The organism is Marinobacter sp. 2_MG-2023, assembly GCF_030546935.1.
Lineage (GTDB): Bacteria > Pseudomonadota > Gammaproteobacteria > Pseudomonadales > Oleiphilaceae > Marinobacter.
On record NZ_JAUOPH010000003.1, the window covers coordinates 242,532 to 257,250 of the forward strand.

Consider the following 14,719-nt stretch of genomic DNA (forward strand, 5'->3'; position numbering starts at 1 on the left):
CATGCGCCTGAAGTCTATAAAACTTGCCGGGTTCAAGTCGTTTGTAGACCCGACCACTGTGCCGTTCCCCACGAATCTGACGGCGGTGGTAGGCCCCAATGGCTGTGGCAAATCCAACATTATCGATGCCGTTCGCTGGGTGATGGGTGAAAGTTCTGCCAAGTACTTGCGTGGCGAATCCATGACCGACGTTATATTCAATGGATCCAGTGCCCGCAAACCAGTGGGGCAGGCTTCCATAGAGCTGGTCTTTGATAATAGCGACGGCTCTGCTCCCGGAGAATTTGTCCGGTTTAACGAAATTTCAGTGCGTCGCCGTGTTTCCCGTGAAGGCCAATCGGAATATTTCCTAAACGGCGCTAAGTGCCGTCGCAGGGATATTACGGATTTGTTTCTGGGCACCGGTCTTGGCCCTCGAAGTTACGCCATTATCGAACAGGGGATGATTTCAAGGCTGATTGAGGCCAAGCCAGAGGAGTTGCGAACCTATATTGAAGAAGCCGCCGGTATATCAAAATATAAAGAGCGTCGCCGGGAAACAGAAAACCGGATGCGTCGCACCCAGGAAAACCTTGAGCGCCTGACCGATCTTCGTGAAGAGCTCGGGCGCCAGCTGCAGCACCTTGAACGGCAGGCTGCGGCCGCAGAAAAGTACAAAGCCTATAAACACGACGAACGCCAGAAAAAAGCCGAGCTTACTGTTTTGCGGTGGCAGTCACTGGATAACGACCTGCAAAATTGGCGCGGGAAAATCCGTGACACCGAGCTGGAGCTTGAGAAGCAGCTGGCGGAGCGTATCAGCCTGGAGACGTCCCTCGAATCTCTTCGGGATGGCCACCACGAACGCACAGAGCACTTTAACCGTGCCCAGGCCCGTTATTATGAGGCTGGAGCGGATATCGCCCGAATTGAACAAAGCCTTGAGCATCAGCGAGAGCGCAGCCGGCAAACGGCCGCAGAACTGGACCAGGCCATGGCGAACCAGCGCGAGCTCGGCCGCGAACTGAGCCTGGACGAGGAAAAACTGGAAGGAATTTGCGAAGAACTCGCAATGATTGAGCCCGAGCAAGAGGCTCTGGCCATCCGTTCGGAAGACTCCGGTGAAAAGCTACAACAGGCGGAAGACGCCATGAGCGAGTGGCAGCATCGGTGGGAAGAGTTCAGCTCACGGTCCGCAGACGCCCGCCGGGAGGCGGAGCTTGCCCAGTCTCGCATCCGCTCACTTGAACAGGCTATCGAACAGTTGCTGGCTCGTCAGCACAAGCTTCAGGAAGAACAGGCCCAGCTGGACGGACAGATTGATCGGGCGGAACTTGAGTCGTTCCAGGAGCAGCAAGAGGTGTTGGAACTGCAGCGAGAGGAAGCCGCAGAACACATTGAAGCCACCCACGACGAACTTCAGGATGCACGCCATAACCAGCGGGATACCGAACAGAGCCTGTCGGAAATCCGTCAGCGGGTTCAGAGCCTGCAGGCCAGTATGGAATCCCAACAGGCTTTGCTCGACGAACAGATGGGTGGTCAGGATGACCGGTTGCAAGCCTGGCTGGGGGAACATGGCCTGGTTGATCTACCCCGGGTCGCAGGAAAGCTCCGCATAGATGATGGCTGGGAATTTGCGCTGGAACAGGTGATCGGGCGCTTCAGCCAGGGGCTGTTGTTGCCGGATATTGATCAACTGAATGAAGCTCTGCACAGCGCACCAAAGGGGCTGGCCGTTATCCAGCCTGGCTCTGGTGACAGTACTTCCGCTCAGGGTCTGGCCTCAAAGGTTGACGGGATGGATTCGGTAACTGCCATGCTGGCGGGTATCGGTACGTCGGAGACTCTTGATGACGCTTTGGCGCAGAGAGTCGGATTGGCAGAAGGTCACAGCCTTATCACCCGAGAGGGTGTATGGGTTGCCCGCGATTGGGTCTTAATGCCGGATTCTGACGCCGGCCAGATAGGTGTTATCGAACGACAGAAAAAAGTGGATGACTTGACTCAGCAGTTGTCCCAGGCCGAAGAATCTCTGGAAGAAGTGCAGGGGCGCTATGAGGCCTTGCAGGAGCGCACAGAAAAGGCAGAGGCAGCGAGAGATGATGCTCAGGCCCGGCTGAGCGAAAGTGATCGGGAGCTTGGCCAGGTTGTCTCCCGAATCAGCGGGCTCCGTGCTCGCGCCGAACAGATTGATGCGCGCCTGACACGCATTCACGAGGATGTCGCTGACGTCGCACTGAATCTGGAAGAGCAGCAGGAGAGTCTTGGCATCGCTCGCGAAGAGTGGCAGCAGGCGCTGATGTTGAGCGAGGATGGCGAGGATGAAAAAGAGCGTCTACTCGAACAACGTGACATGTTACGGGAAAAACTCGATGGCCTGCGCCAGGAAGCCCGGAATGACCGGGACCACGCTCATCAGCTGCAACTGCAACTACAATCCCTTAGCAGTCAGCGCGACGGACTAAAGCAGACGATAGACCGCATGCAGTTGCAGAAAGAACGGCTGGAAGAGCGCCTTGAGATGCTTAGAGAATCCCGGGAAAGTGCCGAAGAGCCCATGGAAGATCTCCAGATGCAGCTTGAGGGGCTGCTGGATCGTCGGCTCGCGGAAGAAGAAAAACTTGGCGTCGCCCGCGATGCGCTCGAAGAGATTGATCGTCAGGTGCGGGAGAAGGAACAGGGCAGAAGCGGCACAGATCACCGGATTCAGGAAGTCCGCTCAAAGCTCGAGAAGCTGAAGATGGAATCCCAGGCGCTTGAGATACGCTCCGGTAATTATATTGAGCAGCTTGAAGAGTTGCAGGTGAAGTTGCAGGACATACTGCCACAGTTGCCAGAGGATGCGAATCAGGACGAGTGGGCAGCGGAGCTTGAGAAAATTGGTAACCGCATCCAGCGTCTTGGCGCCATTAACCTTGCTGCGATTGATGAGTATCAGGTCCAGAGTGAGCGCAAAACCTATCTCGACAGCCAGCACGAAGACCTTATCGAAGCCTTGGAGATTCTTGACACAGCGATTCGCAAGATTGACCGGGAAACCCGTCAGCGCTTCAAGGAAACCTTCGACCAGATAAACGGGGGCCTTCAGGCCTTGTTCCCGAAAGTATTTGGCGGCGGTAATGCCTATCTCGAATTGACTGGCGAGGACCTTCTGGAAACTGGTGTCACGATCATGGCAAGGCCGCCAGGTAAAAAGAACAGCACTATCCATCTGTTGTCCGGGGGCGAAAAAGCGTTAACCGCTATCGCGCTGGTATTCTCCATTTTTCAGCTCAACCCGGCGCCCTTCTGTATGCTGGATGAGGTTGACGCGCCTCTTGATGATGCCAACGTTGGTCGTTACGCCAATCTGGTCAAGGAAATGTCAAAACAGGTACAATTTATCTACATAACCCATAACAAGATCGCTATGGAAATGGCAGATCAGCTTATGGGCGTTACCATGCATGAGCCAGGGTGCTCGCGTCTCGTTTCGGTGGATGTGGATGAGGCGGCCGCCCTGGCGGAAGCCTGAGAACGAACTGACCAGAAATTCGTCAAGAATGACAATAAAGCCATGTGATGCGGCTTTGCGTTGTATTCATTACGGGCTTTTTTTAGAGTAATAGACGGAGCGTCTTATTTGCTCCCGTACCCGATCTGCAAACAGGACAGCAGCACTATGTCACTTAGGGAATGGTTAATTGCCATCGGTACCCTGGTTATCATCGGCATTGTTATAGATGGTTTAAGGCGCATGCGCCGTGCCCGCAAGGAATCTATTGCGATTTCTTCCGGGATGGGCGCTGACGATCTCAAAGAGTCTCCGCTGGATGAGGATCATAATCCTGAGCTTCCAAACGGAGGGGCCAGGGCTATTTCAAAGGATACCCTGGAAGAACGCGGCTATGTGCGGCGTGAAAGACCCTCGCGGTTCCGCACCCCGCAACAGAAACCGACACGGCCTGTTCGCGAAGCGCTGCAGGAAAAAGACGAGTTACCTGATGAGCAACTCCGCAGCGATGGTGAAGAGGCTGGTTTTTCTTCCATTGAGCAAGAAGAGTTAACAGTTGATACAGGTTGGGGTGCAGAAGATGATGACTTGTCTGTACCAGAAACATCTGCAGCGGCGTCAATTGACGTAGAAGAAGATACCGCCCGCCGCGAGCCAAAGAAAGCCGATCCCAAGCAGCCACCGGCCGGCGCAAACCGCCCGGAAGCCCGCGAGGTTATTGTTATTAATGTGCTTGCCCGCCAGGGAGAGGAGTTTAGTGGCAGCGCGTTGCAGAAACTGTTTGAAGCCTGCGGTCTGGCCCATGGCGATATGGAGATCTATCACCGCCACGAGGCAGAGGATACCACTAGCCCTGTACAGTTCAGTGTTGCGAACGCGGTTCAGCCAGGCACATTCAAGCCTGACGATGTGGCCGCAATGACGACACCGGGTATCAGCTTTTTCATGAGTATGCCGGGGCCGACCAAGGCCTTACAGGCCTTCGATTTCATGCTTGAAACCGCCCAGTGCGTCGTTCGTAACCTGGGTGGAGAGCTCAAGGATGAACGTCGTAGCGTGATGACAGCCCAGACCATCGAGCACTGCCGCCAGCGTATCCGTGAGTTCGAGCGCAAGCAGCGGTCGCCACTCCACTGAGCCGGCCTGGGTCAGAACTGAAATAACAATGCCCGGAGCCATCCGGGCATTTTTTTGACAGCCAAGAGCACGAATTTATGAGTAAGCCTTCACCGGACACTATCAAGCGGGTAGAGGAACTGCGGTCAGCCCTTGATGAGCATAATTACCGGTATTACGTGCTGGACGATCCGGGTATTCCGGATGCGGAGTACGACCGCCTGTTTCGGGAATTGCAAAAACTCGAGAATGAATACCCCGAGCTGGCGTCGGACGATTCGCCTACCCGTCGTGTAGGTAGCAGTGCCGAGACCAGCTTTGATGAGGTTATCCATCGTCTGCCCATGTTGTCTCTGGATAATGCATTCAGCGAAGACGAGCTTCGTGATTTTGACCGCCGGGTAAGGGAACGCCTCAACAGCGATGAGGACGTTGAGTACGTGTGCGAGCCAAAGCTGGACGGTCTTGCTGTCAGCCTGCATTACGAGCAGGGCTCGCTTACCCGTGCAGCGACCCGTGGCGACGGCTATGCCGGAGAGGACATTACGGCAAACATTCGTACCATTCCCTCGGTGCCACTGCGTTTGAGAGGCCCGGATGTTCCCGACCTTGTGGAAGTCCGGGGTGAGGTTTACATGCCTCGGGCCGGCTTTGAGGCTTTAAATAGCCGGCTGACGGGGCTGGGTGAGAAAACCTTCGTAAACCCCAGGAACGCAGCAGCCGGCAGCCTGCGCCAGAAGAAGTCTACGGTCACGGCGCGGCGCCCCTTGGAAATGTGCGCCTACAGTGTTGCAGTGACAGATGAAAATCTGTTGCCTGATACACAGTGGGAGAGCCTCCAACAAGTTCAGCGCTGGGGCTTCCGTATCAATCCGGAAATGCGAAGAGCCCAGGGCGCCGACGAATGTCTCGCGGCCTATGAGGAGCTGATGCAGAAGCGCGATACGCTGCCATACGAAATTGACGGCATCGTATTCAAGGTCAACCGACTGGACTATCAGGAGAAGCTTGGGTTTGTCTCCCGCGCGCCGCGCTGGGCTATTGCCCAGAAATTTCCGGCCCAGGAAGAACTGACGGTTGTCGAGGATGTGGAGTTTCAGGTGGGACGTACGGGTGCCGTTACGCCAGTAGCGCGCCTGAAGCCGGTCTTTGTGGGTGGGGTGACGGTCAGTAATGCTACCTTGCACAACATGGACGAGATCCGCCGGCTGGATGTTCATATCGGCGACACCGTGTTTGTTCGCAGGGCCGGTGACGTTATTCCCAAAGTTGTGAAGGTGGTTGTAGAAAAGCGCCCGGAAAATGCTGAATCGGTAGAACTTCCCAAGCACTGCCCCGTGTGCGGCTCTGATGTTATACAGATTGAAGGTGAAGCGATCGCGCGTTGTTCAGGTGGGCTGTATTGCCCGGCCCAGAGAAAAGAAGCGATTCGGCATTACGCGTCCAGAAAGGCGCTGGATATTGAAGGGCTTGGCGATAAGTGGATCGATATTCTTGTAGACCAGGGCATGGTGAAAACCGTTGCGGATATCTACCACCTGACCACGAAGGATTTAACCCGCCTGGAGCGCATGGGGGAAAAATCTGCCTCTAACCTGGTAGAGGCTATTGATCGGGCCCGGGAGCCAGTACTCTGGCGCTTTCTATACGCACTGGGTATCCGGGAAGTGGGGGAGGCCACAGCCAAGTCCCTGGCCTCCCATTTCGGTTCTCTGGAGGCTGTAGCAGAAGCGGATGAAGAAGCGCTTGTTGCCGTACCCGATGTAGGACCGATAGTCGCCGGACATATCTGCAGCTTTTTCGACCAGCCCCATAACCGGGAAACGCTGGATGCGCTGCGTGAGGCCGGCGTAAAGTGGCAGGAGGAGGAAGTTACTGCTGGTGCCAGACCGCTTCAGGGCCAGACCTGGGTGCTTACAGGAACCTTGTCGGAACTGACCCGCGATGTGGCCCGGGAAAAGCTGGAGTCACTGGGCGCCAAGGTGGCTGGCAGCGTTTCGAAAAAGACAGCCTGTGTTGTGGCGGGTGAGGCGGCCGGTTCCAAATTGACAAAAGCTGAACAGCTTGGCGTGCAGGTTCTGGATGAGCCGGCGTTGCTGGAAATGCTGAAGGAGCACGGTTTGTTTTGAGCACTGGCGTCGAAGTTTGCGGGGAACAACCCCTCAGGCTTTGGCTGGCCGGCGAATCTGAGAACTCGCGCAGATACCCCATTTCCCAAACTGGCTAACATGGCGTTGTTCTGTAACGGTGTGTAAATCACTGGTTTGTACCAGTGTGCATGCACTGCCATAACAACAATATTCCGAAACGGATTTTCCCATGCGCGCCGAGTCGTATCCCCGCCCTGCCATCCTTGCAAACATGGCAATTATACTGCTGCTTGTCTCTGCCGCCTCAGGCTGTAAAACCGAGAAGGATCCGGATCAGCTAACGATTCTGGGCATCCCTCCGGCGGCAGCCTATCTTGGGGTGGAGTATTACTACAATTTTGGCGCCTACGGCGGCGAGGACATACTCGATTATACGCTGACGAATGCGCCGTCCTGGCTAGCGCTTGAAGATACGAGCAACAAAGCTCGGCAAGGAATCATCATGCGCGGTGTGCCGGGCCTCAGTGGGGGCGCCCGAGGCGATGCAGACCTTGGTAAGTTGGAAAATATTAACCTTGTAAGCACCGACGGCGAGATGGCGGGCACTCAGCCATTCAATATTGAAGTCAAATACAACGCACTTGCGCTGGAATCAGAGACGTTCATTGAAGGCGCATCACCGACTATTCCGGATACCCGCCGGGAGCATTGTGATTTACCTGATCTGGAAACTCCCGGTGAACACAGTTTTACGATCAACACCTATGATACAAACGGTGCTGTTTCCGGCACCCGCGACCTAACGCTGCCAACCGGGCCTGTTTTTGTAAAAGTACTGCTGGATCAGCCGTCGGTAACACGGGTAGCGGTCGCCTTCGAACTGACATCGGGTTACGACGCATCCAGTTGTGATCCGGGTGTGACCGCTCCTGATCAACGGTGTGATCACAGCAAAGCCAACGCCGGTGATGCCATCCCGGGGCAGGATATCGTGGCTATGGGCAGCGGCAGTGATTCACTCCTCGAAGAGCTTTCCTACCTGACCTACGAAACCGACATCACCGGAGTATATGCCGGCGGTGTCGTGACATTCGAGCCGGGAATCACCGAGTGCTACATTCGCCTGGAAGTTGTGGACGACAGTTTTCCCGAGCCTTCAGAGGCCTTGCAGCTGAACCTCACGGAAGTGCGCTCCGGCCTTGCAGGATTGGGAGAGACCAATGGAGGTGTCGGCACCACATTGGTGATTGATGACAATGAGCCTGGAGTGAGCCTTGAAACCATCGCAGGTGGATCGCGGGATACGTTGAATGTTGGTGGCTCCCGAACATACGCAGCGCGCCTGACCGGGGAGCGGGAGGGAGCGGTCCGGGCAAAGATTGTTCATTCGGACGATTCCACCGCTCGATTAGGTACCGAGTTCAGCACCAGTCTGCCGGGAGATGAGCTTGTATTTCCGGATGGGGTGGATGAGGTCACATTCACTATCCGTGTTGCTGACCCTGGAACTTATAACAACTCTGGTCTGGATGACCGTTTTATCCTGTTGGCCCTGAACGAGAACTTTCAGCTCGGTCGCGAAAACTATGCCCGTGCAGCGGAAGACGAAATGCTACGAATCAGTATTAACGAGCTGGTGTCGCCACTTGTTGTTGGATCTGGAGGCGGTTTTGTCGCAACGGACGTAGCTACGGGACATAGCGGGCGAATATTTGTGGCTGGATACGACAGTGCAGATAACGACAGGGTTCTGGTGCGTATATTCAGCCAGAAGGGTGGCTTGCTTCAAGTTCTTGACGTGTCAGGGGCCGGAGACCAGTTGACTGAACCAGAGCCAATGATCAGCGTAGCCAAACGAGAGGTGACAAAGAACAACATAAAGACCGATCGCTTTGAACTTTTGGTGGCTTACAGCACAGATAAAGCCGTGTCCGGTACCACAGAGCAGGGCGGTACGGATATTGTAAGCTCATTGTATTGGTACGACGAAGCAAGCAACGGTGGTGAGTATATTGAAGCCTGGACGACACGTACAGGCACAGCTGGAGACGATCTGGTTCGCTGGGCGGGCATAAATGTCGCAAATGGTTTTGTTGTGATTGCTGGTGAGACCGATGGTGTATGGCCCGGGCAAATGGCAAACGGAGGCTTCGACAGTTTTCTGCAGCGCATAGATTCGCTTGCTGATGGAAGCGGCCTGGTTCCAGCGCTGGCCTGGACACGCCAGGTCGGATCTTCTGCAGATGACCGGGTAGCTGGCGCAAGTGTGGCAGGTATCGGAGCGTCACTGTTCGGCTCTGCCAGGGGCGCTGTTGGCGGTGAGCCATCATTGGGTGGAGAGGATGCTTATTTTTACAACACGACATCCGCAGACACTGGCCTAAGGGTATATCAGAGAGGGACTGACGCGGATGAGAGGATTTCAAGAGGTGTGGCAGATGGAAGCACCTTATGGTTGCTGGGTAATGGGAGCAATGAATACACGGCCGAGCAGGAAGAAGACAGCCTGAGCCTGACGAGTCTGCCAGGCTCCAGCGCAAGTGGTTTTGTGCTGGGTTACACCTCCACCGGTGATGTTATCCGCGCGTTTAATCTGAATGATAACGGAGATGTCTCGGACGAGCACTTCGCTTCGCTAACTGGCTTTGCCGGTGATCTGGTGGCGGCCGGTGTTACCGATGGAGACTATACTGGCACCGCTAACTCCGGTGGCAGTGCCGCGGGTATTATTTCGCGGTTGTCACTGGTATCGGAACCTGAACCGGATGCAGAGACGAGTGTGTTCCGTAATGAATGGCGTAGCCAGTTACTTGCTGGTGACTCGGAAATCATTCAACTCGCCAACTACCGGGACGACGAAATTGTGGCTCTGGCCCGGGTGGGTTCTTCCTGGTTGGTATTGTTATTCAGCCCTGAGGGACAGTTGCTGAATCCTTAGGAGCTAAACACTGCCTTGTTGTCCGCCGACACTGGCGTAAAGGCGAAGATAATCTGTGCTGGTGATAATGCCAATAGCCTCGCCCTGAGCGTCTACAACCAGAGCTGCATTAAGCTGGTGTGCCAGCATCAGCCTGGCAAGCTGGTGGGCATCGGTTTCCGGCGAGGCGGTCAGGAATGCGGGTAACTCAATATGGGTCAGGCTTTGGTTAATCGTATTGGTTTGATTTTCGTATAGCCAGGCCAGTAACCACTGCTGCGTTACGAGCCCGGCAACGTTTGTGTCAGCGGTAACGACAAGATGATTGGCACCTTGTTCGTCCATCATTGTCATAGCCTCGCTCACGGTTGCCGAGGCGGATATGGAGTAAAGCGATGGCGAGCAAATAGAGGAGACTGGCAGATAAGGCCGTTGATCTTTGCGTTCGCCCGCGGCGGCCGCGCCATACTCTTCCAGAGCACGATGGCGGCCCGACTGAGCTGCAAGCTGAAACTCGGAGTCTGTTGCTTCACCGCGCTGTGGATTGATGGGTTGGCTCTCCGTGAGCTCGCTGACATCACCCACGCGTCGCCCCCGGAATATTTCCGGCAATCTTGTCCCTACGGGACGGCCTGGCTCGCTGACAAAAATGGACACCTGCATTACCCTCTGAAGACGACACCTGTCAGACAGTGTATCGGCGCGCTACTGCAGACCATTAGCAGTAATTAATTACGAAGACGCCACTTTTGTTCGATGCATACGCCCGGTAGCGACTCTTTTTGCAAGTTGCGCAGGAAGTGCCGATGGCTGGTCCGTTAATAGATCTGCAACGAACTCCGCGAGCAGAGGTGCATAGGTCAGGCCTTTGCTCCCTAATCCGGTCAGTAGGTAAAGGCCCTCCTGAACCTGACCACTGGCATCGAAAAACGGCCCGGCGACAGGTTGATAGTCATGGGTTGTACAACGGAAGCCGACGCGTCCAGCCAGTTGATCGGGCAGGTTGCCCGATGCGATCTCTGCTGACAGCATTTGCGGTACCATCGCCGAAAGGTCCCGGATATTCTCCCTGTGGCTGGCTGCAGTCGGGGCGGGCTCGTCGCTGTGCAGGTCGAATGTGGCACCAATGACGGCCAGTTGCTCGCTTTCTGCGCCTTGAGCCGGATTGAAATAACGGGCACCGCAGATAACAGCCTTTGGGTTGGTAACCAGGGAGGCGGGGATATGAGTGACCTGCCCGCGAATGGCTTTGAAGCGGAATGTTCCCTGGCCTGGTATCAACTTCGGGCTCAAGTGCCCGGCGCAGATAACAACCTGGTCTGCCCGGATATCTTCAGAGTCAGTCGCAGATAGGAGCCACTTGCCCTCAGAAGCCACCAGTTGTCTCACCGACAAACCAAAAACTTTTCGGATGCCCGGGTGGGAAGCGAGTGATCTGCAGAGCTTGCCAGGGGACAGCCATCCACTGGATGGAAACCATAAGCCACCGCTCTCAAGACTGCTGCCTGTAAGAGTTTCTGCTTCCTGCCTGGTTACCGCGCGCAGAACTTCTTCCGGATAGCGGTTTCGCTCGATAAACCGTCGCTGGCGATCTTTTTCATTGTCATTCCAGGCCAGTTGTAGCAGGCCAGTTGGGTGCCAGTATTGGTCGAGATAGGGAGCGTAGTAGCGTTGGCTAAACGTCAGTGAAGACAGAGCAAGCTGAGTCTGGTGGTTAAACTCGACACCGAGCTTTACGTACATTGCACCTTGAAGATTGCCGGATGCCGCTGAGCCTGCCTCGTCTGCGGCATCTACCAGTGTGACGCTATAGCCTCTCCGTGCGAGGTTGTTTGCAAGCAGGCAGCCCGCAATACCAGCGCCGATAACCGCGACCGAATTGGCAGGCGTCTCGGTGGTATCTCGTGTTACAGAGCTTTCCGGAACCTTAGGGTTATCCCCTAGCCAGACGTCAGCCTGAAAATCGAGCTGATCCCAGGCGGTATTTATATCGCCGAAGAAGAGTGTCAGGCGAATACGACCACCATCCAGAATAAGGCGGTGGGTACCCTGAATCAGAGGCGGGTAATTCGAAATCAGTTCTTTCGATAAACTTTGAAGTTCGGGCCAAGCCGTCAGCGCGCTCTCAAGATCTCTCCGGGAGAGTGGAGAAGGTTCAGCGGCGACAAAGTGAAGCGTCGCCGCATGAGAGGGACCGTGTGCTTGCCAGGCTTGCCATGTGGTCAGAAACGTCAAGCCTGTACCGAAGCCTGCCTTGGCAACTACGAAGGAACCTGCCTCAGGAACTGCGGCAAACTGCTCGATCAGGTTGTAGCGTTCGATGAATTCGTCACCAGATTCCAGCCGCCCGTTACGGAGGTCAGAACAGATATCTTCGATTTGCTTCGATTCCGGCAGGCCATCGCGCCAGATCAATTCCGCCGCCTCTATGGCTGGCGGAATGGCAGGGGAAGTCATTCAGTTGTCCTGTTATGTTACTCCAGCAGAGTAACGCTCTCGATTACAACAGCATTTACCGGCACATCCGCCATGCCCTTGATACGGGCAGTCCGAACACCGGCGATGGTGTCAACCACACCCATGCCAGCCGTTACCTTCGCGAAAACGGCGTAGCCTGGTCCGCGAACACCTGCATTCAGAAAATCATTTTTTGCTACGTTGATGAAAAACTGAGACGTTGCTGAGTCGGGGGCGTTGGTTCGTGCCATGGCAACTGTGCCGCGGAGATTTGGAAGCGTTGGCGATGCCTCATTTTTGATAGGTGCCCGGGTTTCCTTGCGTGCCATATCTTCAGTAAAGCCGCCGCCCTGAATCATAAAGCCAGGAATAACCCGGTGAAAAACGGTGCCGTCAAAATAGCCGTCCTGTACATATTGCAGGAAGTTCTCAACCGTTTTGGGAGCTACATCTGGCCGTAGCTGCAGCTCAATAGCGCCTTCACTGGTGAGGATCCGTACCTTCGGTAGCTCAGCTTCGGCATCTTTGCTTTCGGTCTGGGCTTGAGCTGGAATCGATAAAAAAGATAAAGCGAGAATCGCAACTACGACGTGGATTACATTATTCAGGGGGTTTGCCAAATTTCTCATCGCTGGGCTCTCAGTCGGTTAGCGGTAAGTGGAATTCCTGCAATAATTACTTGAACTTGATTGTACCCCGATCTTAACAGATTTGATTCGTGGTTCGGGATGCATGCCGGCTACAGCAGTAACGGCTATGAGCCTGACGGAGCGGTGTTGAGGTGGGCTGTGGGTGAAAGCGGGGTATTGCTCTGGCGTTACCAGAGCACATCGGGAAGATCAGAACGGCCACCCATACGCGTTTATCAGGCGCTGGCAAGAACTGTGCGGCTTGATACGGTGGTTTGTTGGCCCTTGGCGCCGTATAGCTTCTGCTGGCCGGAGGCTCCCCTGAAGATGTCTGTAAGACGGGTGAGGCGCTTCTGCAGGTGGTTGATAATTCGCCCGTTGTTCTGGTTCAGCGTGTGGCATTCCCGAAGCTTTTCATCGGCTTTCTGCCAGAGAGTGTAAAGGTCATCAAGGCCAGCGCTGCGGATGAAGCGAGAGGGTTCGCCGCTATCCGGGCGAAATCCCATAGCTACCAGCGTGCGGATCTTCTGCTTCGCACGTTCCCGGATTTCTCCGAGAAGTGCATTCTTCTCGCGGGTTAATGTCTCAAGTGCTTTGGCATCGGAGCCAGAAAGGCAGGATTTTTCCTTCTGCAGAACGTCCACCAGGGAATCAAGCTGGTGGATATCCAGTGAAAGAAGATTCTTCAGATCATCAATTGCAGCCATGATTTACTCACCCGAATATGCTTTTATCCATATCAAGCATTTTCTGGGCCAGTTTCTCAGCGTCAATTTTGTACGTGCCATCCGCCAGTGCGGCGCGAATTTCTTCAATCCGCTCGTCATCCATCTCGGGGTAATCTCCCAGCTTCTGTTCAAGCTGTTTCAGATTCCTGGCCTGGCTACTCAAATTAACGTTTTCGCCACGCGCACCCTGAGCCTTGGCATTATTGGCCTGCTCCGGTGTGGTTTGCCCGGTATTCTGGCTGTTGGATGACTTGTCGGCCGTTGGTCTCTGGATGTTGACCTGGCCTTGGCCAATTCCATTTAAGTCAACTGACATATCGTTACCTGCTCTACAGTTTAGCCGCACACACGTGGGCTGACTCGGGTTTATATCTTCTTAACGGCACACTGCCGTCATACTTTAGGGCCAGATAGACACTTTTTGTTAACATTCTGTCACATTTCTAATGCACCTTTGCGGCACTGTTCTTCCTGCGATTTAGGCAGTTTTTTGCCGGCGGAAAAGATCTGCCAGGCAAAGATCGCAGAGAAAACTACATTGGGACTTCGACGTGCCCGGGTGCAGTGACGTTGCCCCTGATCGTTCGCGATGATGCAAGATTTTGCACCATAACCTGCTCACCAACGGATGCATTTGCCAGGGCTTTGCCCCGGGAACGAACCGCAAAGGATCCGCTGCGGGCGGTGATAATAACATGGTCGCCCCGCGAAACGGCGTCTGGTGCTTCCAGAAGGTCCGGTGTCAGAACCGAGCCGCTATTGACAGGTCTGCGCACAACCATGCCCTGTACAAGGCTGGCGTCGGTTATGATTCCTCGCCGGCTGGCATTCACAACGACTGAACGGCTTTCAAGCATGTCTTGAGTTATACGCTCGCCGCGCCCGAACGGCCGGGCTGCTACCAGAGCGGGGCCATTTATCGTCACAGTGGTTGTTACAAACATGCGCCAGGGCCGTCCGCCACTGCAAGCCACTTGTACAGAGGGGTGCTCGCTTTTCCAGGGGTCACCGGTAAACTCCACCGCAAGTGGCGCTGTGCAGGGCGCGAGATTGATTCTGCTGTCAATGTTGCCCGTCTCAAAGGTGACCTGATAGCCCTCTTCAGCCTGGGTGCGAGCAAAGTCGTCAAGAAACGATTTGGCGGCCAGGCGAATTTCATCTGCAGTTGTTTGCGCCAGTGCAGAGTTGGTCAGGGCTGACATAATCAGGAGCGAGACTAAAAGCGTGGTGCGCATATGCTCTGGTTTGTCCTATGCTGTCAGTTAAACGGCAAAATTAGCGGCAAATACCTAAGGCTTGCGGCGTTC

At 54.9% G+C, this 14,719-nt stretch carries 10 protein-coding genes; 4 read left to right on the top strand and 6 right to left on the bottom strand.

The genetic code is table 11. From position 1 onward, the window contains the following. Nucleotide 1 precedes the first annotated feature (1 nt). The 4 genes from smc (at nucleotide 2) to Q4501_RS08450 (ending at nucleotide 9,619) form a co-directional block, all read left to right on the top strand. On the top strand, nucleotides 2-3,496 hold the full coding sequence (gene smc, locus Q4501_RS08435; protein WP_303595779.1) for a chromosome segregation protein SMC: 3,495 nt from the start codon (nucleotides 2-4) through the stop codon (nucleotides 3,494-3,496). A gap of 147 nt (nucleotides 3,497-3,643) precedes the next feature. Beyond that, nucleotides 3,644-4,612, top strand: coding sequence for a cell division protein ZipA (gene zipA / locus Q4501_RS08440; protein ID WP_303595780.1), 969 nt, complete (start codon nucleotides 3,644-3,646; stop codon nucleotides 4,610-4,612). A 77-nt stretch (nucleotides 4,613-4,689) separates the two neighbouring features. Beyond that, nucleotides 4,690-6,720, top strand: a complete 2,031-nt coding sequence (gene ligA, locus Q4501_RS08445; RefSeq protein ID WP_303595781.1) for an NAD-dependent DNA ligase LigA — start codon at nucleotides 4,690-4,692, stop codon at nucleotides 6,718-6,720. A gap of 190 nt (nucleotides 6,721-6,910) precedes the next feature. Continuing rightward, a complete protein-coding gene (locus Q4501_RS08450) occupies nucleotides 6,911-9,619 on the top strand; it encodes a hypothetical protein (RefSeq protein WP_303595782.1) in 2,709 nt (902 codons plus the stop codon). Between the two features lie 3 nt (nucleotides 9,620-9,622). On the opposite strand, the gene Q4501_RS08455 is transcribed toward Q4501_RS08450, so the two are convergent. From Q4501_RS08455 to flgA, 6 genes are all read right to left on the bottom strand, one after another. After that, nucleotides 9,623-10,255 (bottom strand): CBS domain-containing protein, encoded by a 633-nt coding sequence (locus tag Q4501_RS08455; protein WP_303596189.1) that lies wholly within the window; start codon nucleotides 10,253-10,255, stop codon nucleotides 9,623-9,625. A 75-nt stretch (nucleotides 10,256-10,330) separates the two neighbouring features. Then, the gene (gene mnmC, locus Q4501_RS08460; RefSeq protein ID WP_303595783.1) at nucleotides 10,331-12,055 is read right to left on the bottom strand and encodes an FAD-dependent 5-carboxymethylaminomethyl-2-thiouridine(34) oxidoreductase MnmC; all 1,725 of its coding nucleotides are present in this window, start codon (nucleotides 12,053-12,055) and stop codon (nucleotides 10,331-10,333) included. A gap of 17 nt (nucleotides 12,056-12,072) precedes the next feature. Then, nucleotides 12,073-12,684 carry a peptidylprolyl isomerase gene (locus Q4501_RS08465; RefSeq protein ID WP_303595784.1) on the bottom strand — a complete coding sequence of 204 codons (612 nt, stop codon included), beginning with the start codon at nucleotides 12,682-12,684 and terminating at the stop codon, nucleotides 12,073-12,075. Between the two features lie 236 nt (nucleotides 12,685-12,920). Next, nucleotides 12,921-13,391, bottom strand: coding sequence for a flagella synthesis protein FlgN (locus Q4501_RS08470; protein WP_303595785.1), 471 nt, complete (start codon nucleotides 13,389-13,391; stop codon nucleotides 12,921-12,923). A gap of 7 nt (nucleotides 13,392-13,398) precedes the next feature. Beyond that, on the bottom strand, nucleotides 13,399-13,728 hold the full coding sequence (gene flgM / locus Q4501_RS08475) for a flagellar biosynthesis anti-sigma factor FlgM (RefSeq protein WP_303595786.1): 330 nt from the start codon (nucleotides 13,726-13,728) through the stop codon (nucleotides 13,399-13,401). A gap of 217 nt (nucleotides 13,729-13,945) precedes the next feature. Beyond that, nucleotides 13,946-14,647, bottom strand: coding sequence for a flagellar basal body P-ring formation chaperone FlgA (flgA, locus tag Q4501_RS08480; RefSeq protein ID WP_303595787.1), 702 nt, complete (start codon nucleotides 14,645-14,647; stop codon nucleotides 13,946-13,948). Between the last annotated feature and the right edge of the window lie 72 nt (nucleotides 14,648-14,719).